The sequence below is a fragment of the Halomonas sp. Cn5-12 genome, from assembly GCF_021532545.1.
GTDB lineage: Bacteria > Pseudomonadota > Gammaproteobacteria > Pseudomonadales > Halomonadaceae > Vreelandella > Vreelandella aquamarina.
This window is the reverse complement of the sequence record NZ_JAKGAY010000024.1, coordinates 45,368-51,759: the sequence shown is the minus strand read 5'-3', so window position 1 is coordinate 51,759 and position 6,392 is coordinate 45,368. Positions and strand designations below refer to the sequence as shown.

Sequence of the window (6,392 nt, the reverse complement as noted above, 5' to 3'; positions counted from 1 at the left end):
ATCAGCACGGTGGGTTTTGGCAATAACGGGCTTGCGAAAGCCAACTTGCACGGGGCGAATGATCAAAAAGTGCTCGCTGGCGGTGATAGGGAAAGTGTCGGCGCCGGCTTCACGGATTCAGGTAATAGATAGAATAGCTACTTAAAGCATAGGTATAGGTTCGTTGAGGTAGTCACCTAGAACCGTATCCTGTAGATTGGTTCCTGGTGATAAGTTCCAAAGACGGTTTTCCACCCCACGTGCAATCAAGTGAATCACCGCAGATTCGATAGCGGACATTACCGCTAACTGTACGGGCTCATTCGTGGTGATACCCGCTTCTGCCTCCAGCAAACGCCTAAAGTCGATGAAACGATACACGCCGGCTCTAAGTTCTTTAGAGTAAATGGTTTTGGTGGTAGTGACGTTGGCAAGTATTTCACCGGTGGATATTTCTACCGCACGCAAATTGACGGTTACTTGGTCTACTTGATATTGACCTGATGCACCGATACCGAAGTACTCCGCTCCCGCTCCTCCTGTTCGAATATTGGATTCATAAGCGATGATTCCTCCTTCGAGCATGACGGAAGCCGCGCGTAGTGACGGCAAGGTATCGGGCTGGCCAAAACGCTCGAACTCAGCGCGAATGATGCGTCGCTCGGTTAATAGGTTCTGTAAGCCTACCCGTTCCAGTGGTATGAACCAGCCTGAATCAGCGAGCGCGCCGGTGAGCATAGCAGCGGCCCCTTGGGTGACGGCCGTTGAAAAGGTGCTAGCCGGGGCGGGTCGATATTGTCCGGTTTGGTCTCGAAAATCATACACAGAGACAAAGATTTTTCCGGCGGGAGGTGGTAACGACACCAGGTCTTGATAGGTAGCACCTCTTGGTGTCAGCGTTGCTTGTGCCCCCTCTAAATTTTCCGACGTGGCTACCATCCCAGCGCATCCGCTGAGTAACCCAGCAATGACGATCGAGGCAATTATTTTCATGTTGTTCCCCTGAATAACTTAAGCCGTACTTTTTTGTTACTCGTACTTTTGATCATTAAGGGTTGAATAAACCGCCTACGCTAATTTCAGTCACGTCGCCGGTTATTTTATCGACGACACGAACCACTAACTGTCCGCTACTATCACTGACGACAACGCCAAACTCGTCGCTATCGAAACTACCTTCGTCGACTTCTCCACGACTGACATCAGAAATCAATTGGGAGATCAACCGGCTCTCCAAGTTTTGTAGTAGACGTTCCGTTGATGATAGAGACTGTACACTGCGTGTGTTCGGGTCCGTCGTCGTGTCCTGTGCCTGTGCTTTACCTAATAAGTAGCTACCCACAAAAGGGTCACCACCAAACGAAGGGTTGATGGGCTGATAGATCAAGTTGCCTGCCTGTGCTTGCGTTACCGCTATCGTCATTAGCCCTATGCTGGCGACTTTCTTTAACGTTTTCATCAAAATATCTCCTCTTTCCCCAAGTCTCTGTCCGAGGTCAAAGCGGCTGAGAGCTGTTGTTGGAGTAGTGCGTCTTCGACGATTTTTACAGCGTCTCCCGCTACGCGATCAGCCTCGCTGATTCTTGGAGAAAGCTGCGTTCTAAAGTACATCCGGCTGCCTTCCATGACCCATACCTGACTGCCCCATCGAGCATCAGGGCGCTCTTGAATGGTGATAGTGGCATTGCCAATGATGACGTTATCCATTGCTCGCTGGCTAAAGGCGCGGTAGAACGTTTTTCCTGCCATGGTGATGGTACGGTCGACCATGATTCCGGTCAGTTCACTACTGCCAGTTGACCGGCCTTGTATCTCTGGTCCGTCCGGGCTCGATAATTGGTTAATCGCATCTACCTCGGCCTGCTCATTTCTGGTAAGTGACGATGCATCGGCTGGCTCATTTGGTTGAGCGTTAGCAATGCTTGTTAAACACCATAAGAGAGCAATAGAAATTTTATGCTTAGCAGCCATGATGCTTATCTCACATTGAGTCATTGCGGATGCCGCTGCAGACTGCGCGCCGTTTCGATATTAGGCAAAATGGGTCCCAGGTTTTGATGGATCCAATTGAGCGCTTGAATTCGATTGTGCACGTTGATTTTTCGAAAGATGTTGTAAAGGTGCGATTTGACCGTGTGCTCGCTGACAAAGAGTTTGTCGGCAATCTGCTGATTCGAAGAGCCTGCACTGAGTAACGAAATGATCTCCATTTCTCGATTGGTCAAGCCACAGGCAGGGCGAAACGCGTTGCTTTGGTACTTTCGGTAAAAAAGAATCAAACGGGCCATCAAATCCCGCGACATCCAGAGCTCCCCCTCCAACAGCGCGTGGATACCTTTACAAATCACTTCCAGGCTTTCGTTACGATAAAAGACCCCCTTGAGTTGGGCACAAGACAAAGCCTCCAGCGCGTGGTCCATATCGCGGATGTTGAAAGCGGCCAGTGAGGTTTTGGCCAGGCTATCGGGAAGGTTTTCCTGCCACTCGGGTAGCGCCTCTACGCCGATGTGATCGCTATCGATAAGGATCAGCAGTTTGTTGGGAAGGGTGGCAGGCAGCGGCCTGCGCGGTGAATGAATGCTGACCGTACAGCCCGTGTGTTCGTGTAAATAGTCGGCAAAAAGCTGCGACTGGGGGCTTTTTTCGGTGACGATGTACACCAAGCCGTGCGTTTTTTCTTGGGACATTGGGGAGGCCTCATGAGCGTAAAGCGTGAGTAGGTGACCAATTGAGTGTTGCCTATAAGCTACATTTAGTAAAGATTTGTTATCAAAATAATTATAAAAGTAATTTGCACTTTGTTATTACTTTTTTGGAATATATAGCTCAAACTATTGTTTTTAGATGCATTTAATAGTGGATAGTGGTCATGACTGCGCTGAGCGAAAAGATACACTGAGTAACATTGAGTCGCCTTTAGCTGTGTTCTCTATAGGCGTAAACTGACCCCATCATGTGAAGGAGTCACCCCTATGAATGCAGCCAATACGCTCGTTTTAGCCAGTGGAAATTCTGGAAAATTAAAAGAATTCAATCAGTTGCTATCACCCCTTGGGCTGGATGTTCGCCCCCAGGCGGAGTTTGATGTGCACGATGTCGAAGAGACAGGACTAACGTTCGTTGAAAATGCGCTGTTAAAGGCGCGTGAAGCGAGTCGCGTAAGCGGGTTACCGGCGCTCGCCGACGACTCAGGTCTGGAGGTCGATGCGTTGCATGGAGCGCCTGGCATTTACTCTGCTCGCTATGCCGGTGAGCCGAAAAGTGACGAGCGTAACAACGAGAAACTGCTGGCAGCGCTGAGTGAGTGCGCGGAAGGCCAGCGCACGGCGCGTTACTGGTGTGTGTTGGTCTATTTACGCCATGCAGAAGACCCGGTACCGGTGATCGTCCAGCGTAGTTGGGAAGGAGAAGTATTGGCTCATCCGCGTGGCGAGGGCGGTTTTGGCTACGATCCGCTGTTCTGGCTACCCGATCAGGGGATGAGCGTGGCAGAATTGCCCAGTGAAACGAAGAACCGCTTGAGCCATCGAGGCCGTGCGTTACACACGTTGGTGGACATTCTGAAGGTGGCGCATGGCTAATCGATTGCCGCCGCTCTCGCTTTATATTCATACGCCGTGGTGTGTTCGCAAATGTCCTTACTGCGATTTCAACTCCCATGAGCCCGACAACCGCGAACTTCCCGAAGCGGCCTATTTGGCCGCCTTGCTGAGTGATTTGGACGGCGATTTGGCGCTGGCGTCTGGCCGTACTCTTCAAACCATTTTTATTGGTGGCGGCACGCCTAGCTTGCTATCGCCGACGTTTTATCGACAGTTATTCGATGGCATTCGTGAGCGGCTTGCCTTTTCGCCTAGCATTGAAATCACCCTGGAAGCCAATCCAGGCACGACCGAGCAGCAGCGGTTCATTGGTTATCGGGAAGCCGGTATCAATCGATTGTCTTTGGGGGTGCAGAGTTTCCGCCCCACTCAACTGAGTGCGTTGGGGCGAATTCATACCGGCAACGAAGCGGTGACTGCCATCGGTGAAGCCAGAGCGGCGGGATTCGATAACCTCAATATCGATCTCATGCACGGCTTGCCCCAACAAACACCTGAGCAAGCCATGGAAGATATTGATCAGGCGCTTGCCCTCGATCCTGAGCATCTTTCGTGGTACCAACTCACCCTGGAGCCCAATACGGCGTTTTTTTCTCACCCTCCTCCTTTGCCGGAGGAGGAGGCGTTGTGGGACATTCAGGAAGCAGGTCACCAGCGTCTTGAACAGGCTGGCTTAAAGCGCTACGAAATTTCCGCTTATGCCCGCCCGGGGCTACAGAGCCACCATAACCTGAACTACTGGCGATTTGGCGACTATCTGGGGATTGGTGCAGGCGCTCATGGAAAACTCACCCAAATAGACTCCCAAGGGGCGTGGCAGATTGAGCGGCGTTGGAAAACACGCCAACCCGATGCCTACCTGCGTCGCGCTAACGACCCACGTGGTTTTGTGGCAGGTCAGCAGCTCATCGAACCCCTGGATCTGCCCCTTGAGTTTGCCATGAACGCGCTGCGTTTAACCGAAGGGGTACCATTGGCGGATTGGGCGGCTCACACTGGCCAACCAGAGGCACTGTTACTTGCGCGTTTACACAGTGCTCAAGAAAAAGGACTTTTAGTGGAAATGCCTGAAAAGCTGCGTGCATCGCCTCAAGGTCTATTATTCTTGAACGAGTTGCTGGCCTTAATCAGCGAAGAGTGATCAGTACAAGTGACCAGCGATCAATAAGGCAATAACCCAATCATAAGCAAGGAGTGAGTGATGCGTATTTCTCGACTACTGACCCCACTGGCAGCGGCGATATTACTGGCTGGCTGCGCGACGTCCGATCCTTACGGCGGTCAAACGCAGCGCTCGAGCACCGCCATGGGCACCGGCATTGGTGCAGCGATTGGTGCAGCGGCGGGCGCTTTATCCGGTGATGGCAGTACGAGCCGTCGTGACCGTGCGCTAATTGGCGCCGCAGTAGGCGCGGCTGCCGGCGCGGGTGTGGGTGCTTATATGGACCGGCAAGAGCAGCAGTTGCGTGACAATCTGCAAGGCTCGCGTATTGAAATTGACCGCCGTGGCGATGATATTGTGCTTAATATGCCTAGCAGCGTCACGTTCGGGTTTGATTCCGCTGAACTCACAGCTGATGCGCGCAGCGCTCTAAACGAAGTGGCGAATGTCCTCACTCAGTACACCGATACTCGTGTGAACATTGCAGGCCACACGGATAGCACCGGGGATGCCAGCTACAACCAGCGTCTCTCTGAGCGTCGTGCTCAGTCGGTCGGTAACTACCTGAGCCAGAACGGTGTTTCCTCTATGCGCTTAAACACTATGGGCTACGGTGCTAATCAGCCGGTGGCTAGCAATGCTACCGAGCAGGGCCGCGCGCAGAACCGTCGTGTAGAAATCACCCTGACGCCTACCGGCAACGGCCAGTAATATGCGTTAATCTCGGCATTGCCGTCCAACGCCCGCTATGCTCACATAGCGGGCTTTTTTTTTGTTCAATTGCTAGCGAGCTGCCATGCTGTCGTATCAACACGCCTACCACGCCGGAAACTTTGCCGATGTCCAGAAGCATTTAACGCTTTTTGCGGTGGCTGATTATTTATTACGTAAAAAATCAGCGATTACATATGTTGATAGTCATGCGGGGAGAGGCCTCTATCCGCTAGCCACCAAAGAGACCCAGCGGCTTCAAGAGTATCGGGAAGGCATCGCTCCGCTCTGGCAGGCCCGACAGCAGCTGAGCGACCCGTTGCTTAGCCGTTGGCTTACCGCTTTGAATTCAGCACAACCCAACGCTGATGTGCTATCTCACTACCCGGGGTCACCCTGGTGGCTTGCTAAGGCGCTACGTGACCATGACCAACTGCGTCTATTTGAACTACACCCGGGTGAGCATGAACATTTGAGTGGCCAGACGCTGCCAAAGCAGGCACGTCGCGTATACGGCGATGGGTTGCAGGGGCTGAAACAGTTGGTGCCGGTGGCGACGCCACGAATGTGCGTGTTAGTAGACCCTAGCTACGAGCGCAAAGCGGAGTATCAAGAGGTTGTCGACGCGGTTGCTTATACCCTGGAAAAAGTGCGCCACGCCGTGTTGATGATTTGGTACCCGCTGCTGCCTGCTGGGCATCACGAAACGTTGCTCAGCGGGCTTGAAGCGAGCGGTATTCGTAAAATTTGGCACAGCGAGCTGCTGCTACGGGCCGCGGGGGAGAGTGCGCACGGGATGTACGGTAGCGGTATGGTGGTCATCAATCCGCCCTGGGGGCTGGATGAGCAGCTTGCTGCAGCGATGTCGCAGGTGACACCACTGCTGGGGAGCGACAGCCACTACCGCGCTAAATGGCTTGTAGGTGAGTAGTGGCGGC

The 6,392-nt window shown here is 52.8% G+C and carries 8 protein-coding genes; 4 read left to right on the top strand and 4 right to left on the bottom strand.

The window, feature by feature from the left end:
* Nucleotides 1–141: 141 nt before the first annotated feature.
* The 4 genes from L1249_RS12940 to L1249_RS12925 form a co-directional block, all read right to left on the bottom strand.
* The gene (locus tag L1249_RS12940; protein ID WP_044628584.1) at nucleotides 142–972 is read right to left on the bottom strand and encodes a CsgG/HfaB family protein; all 831 of its coding nucleotides are present in this window, start codon (nucleotides 970–972) and stop codon (nucleotides 142–144) included.
* 55 nt (nucleotides 973–1,027) lie between these two features.
* Complete coding sequence (locus L1249_RS12935) at nucleotides 1,028–1,438, bottom strand: curli assembly protein CsgF (protein ID WP_044628583.1); 411 nt, start codon at nucleotides 1,436–1,438, stop codon at nucleotides 1,028–1,030.
* Nucleotides 1,438–1,749: a curli production assembly/transport protein CsgE gene (locus L1249_RS12930; RefSeq protein WP_228168954.1), complete on the bottom strand. Its 312-nt coding sequence runs from the start codon at nucleotides 1,747–1,749 to the stop codon at nucleotides 1,438–1,440. Before L1249_RS12930 ends, L1249_RS12935 begins: the two co-directional genes overlap by 1 nt.
* A gap of 221 nt (nucleotides 1,750–1,970) precedes the next feature.
* Complete coding sequence (locus L1249_RS12925) at nucleotides 1,971–2,666, bottom strand: LuxR C-terminal-related transcriptional regulator (RefSeq protein ID WP_074211244.1); 696 nt, start codon at nucleotides 2,664–2,666, stop codon at nucleotides 1,971–1,973.
* Nucleotides 2,667–2,951: 285 nt separating this feature from the next.
* Between L1249_RS12925 and rdgB the strand changes: the two genes are divergently transcribed.
* From rdgB to L1249_RS12905, 4 genes are all read left to right on the top strand, one after another.
* The gene (gene rdgB, locus L1249_RS12920) at nucleotides 2,952–3,560 is read left to right on the top strand and encodes an RdgB/HAM1 family non-canonical purine NTP pyrophosphatase (RefSeq protein WP_054641669.1); all 609 of its coding nucleotides are present in this window, start codon (nucleotides 2,952–2,954) and stop codon (nucleotides 3,558–3,560) included.
* Complete coding sequence (gene hemW / locus L1249_RS12915) at nucleotides 3,553–4,722, top strand: radical SAM family heme chaperone HemW (RefSeq protein WP_228168953.1); 1,170 nt, start codon at nucleotides 3,553–3,555, stop codon at nucleotides 4,720–4,722. The genes rdgB and hemW overlap by 8 nt, the downstream gene beginning before the upstream one ends.
* A 60-nt stretch (nucleotides 4,723–4,782) precedes the next feature.
* A complete protein-coding gene (locus tag L1249_RS12910; RefSeq protein WP_058577316.1) occupies nucleotides 4,783–5,454 on the top strand; it encodes an OmpA family protein in 672 nt (223 codons plus the stop codon).
* A gap of 85 nt (nucleotides 5,455–5,539) precedes the next feature.
* Complete coding sequence (locus L1249_RS12905) at nucleotides 5,540–6,385, top strand: 23S rRNA (adenine(2030)-N(6))-methyltransferase RlmJ (RefSeq protein ID WP_058577315.1); 846 nt, start codon at nucleotides 5,540–5,542, stop codon at nucleotides 6,383–6,385.
* Nucleotides 6,386–6,392 lie beyond the last annotated feature (7 nt).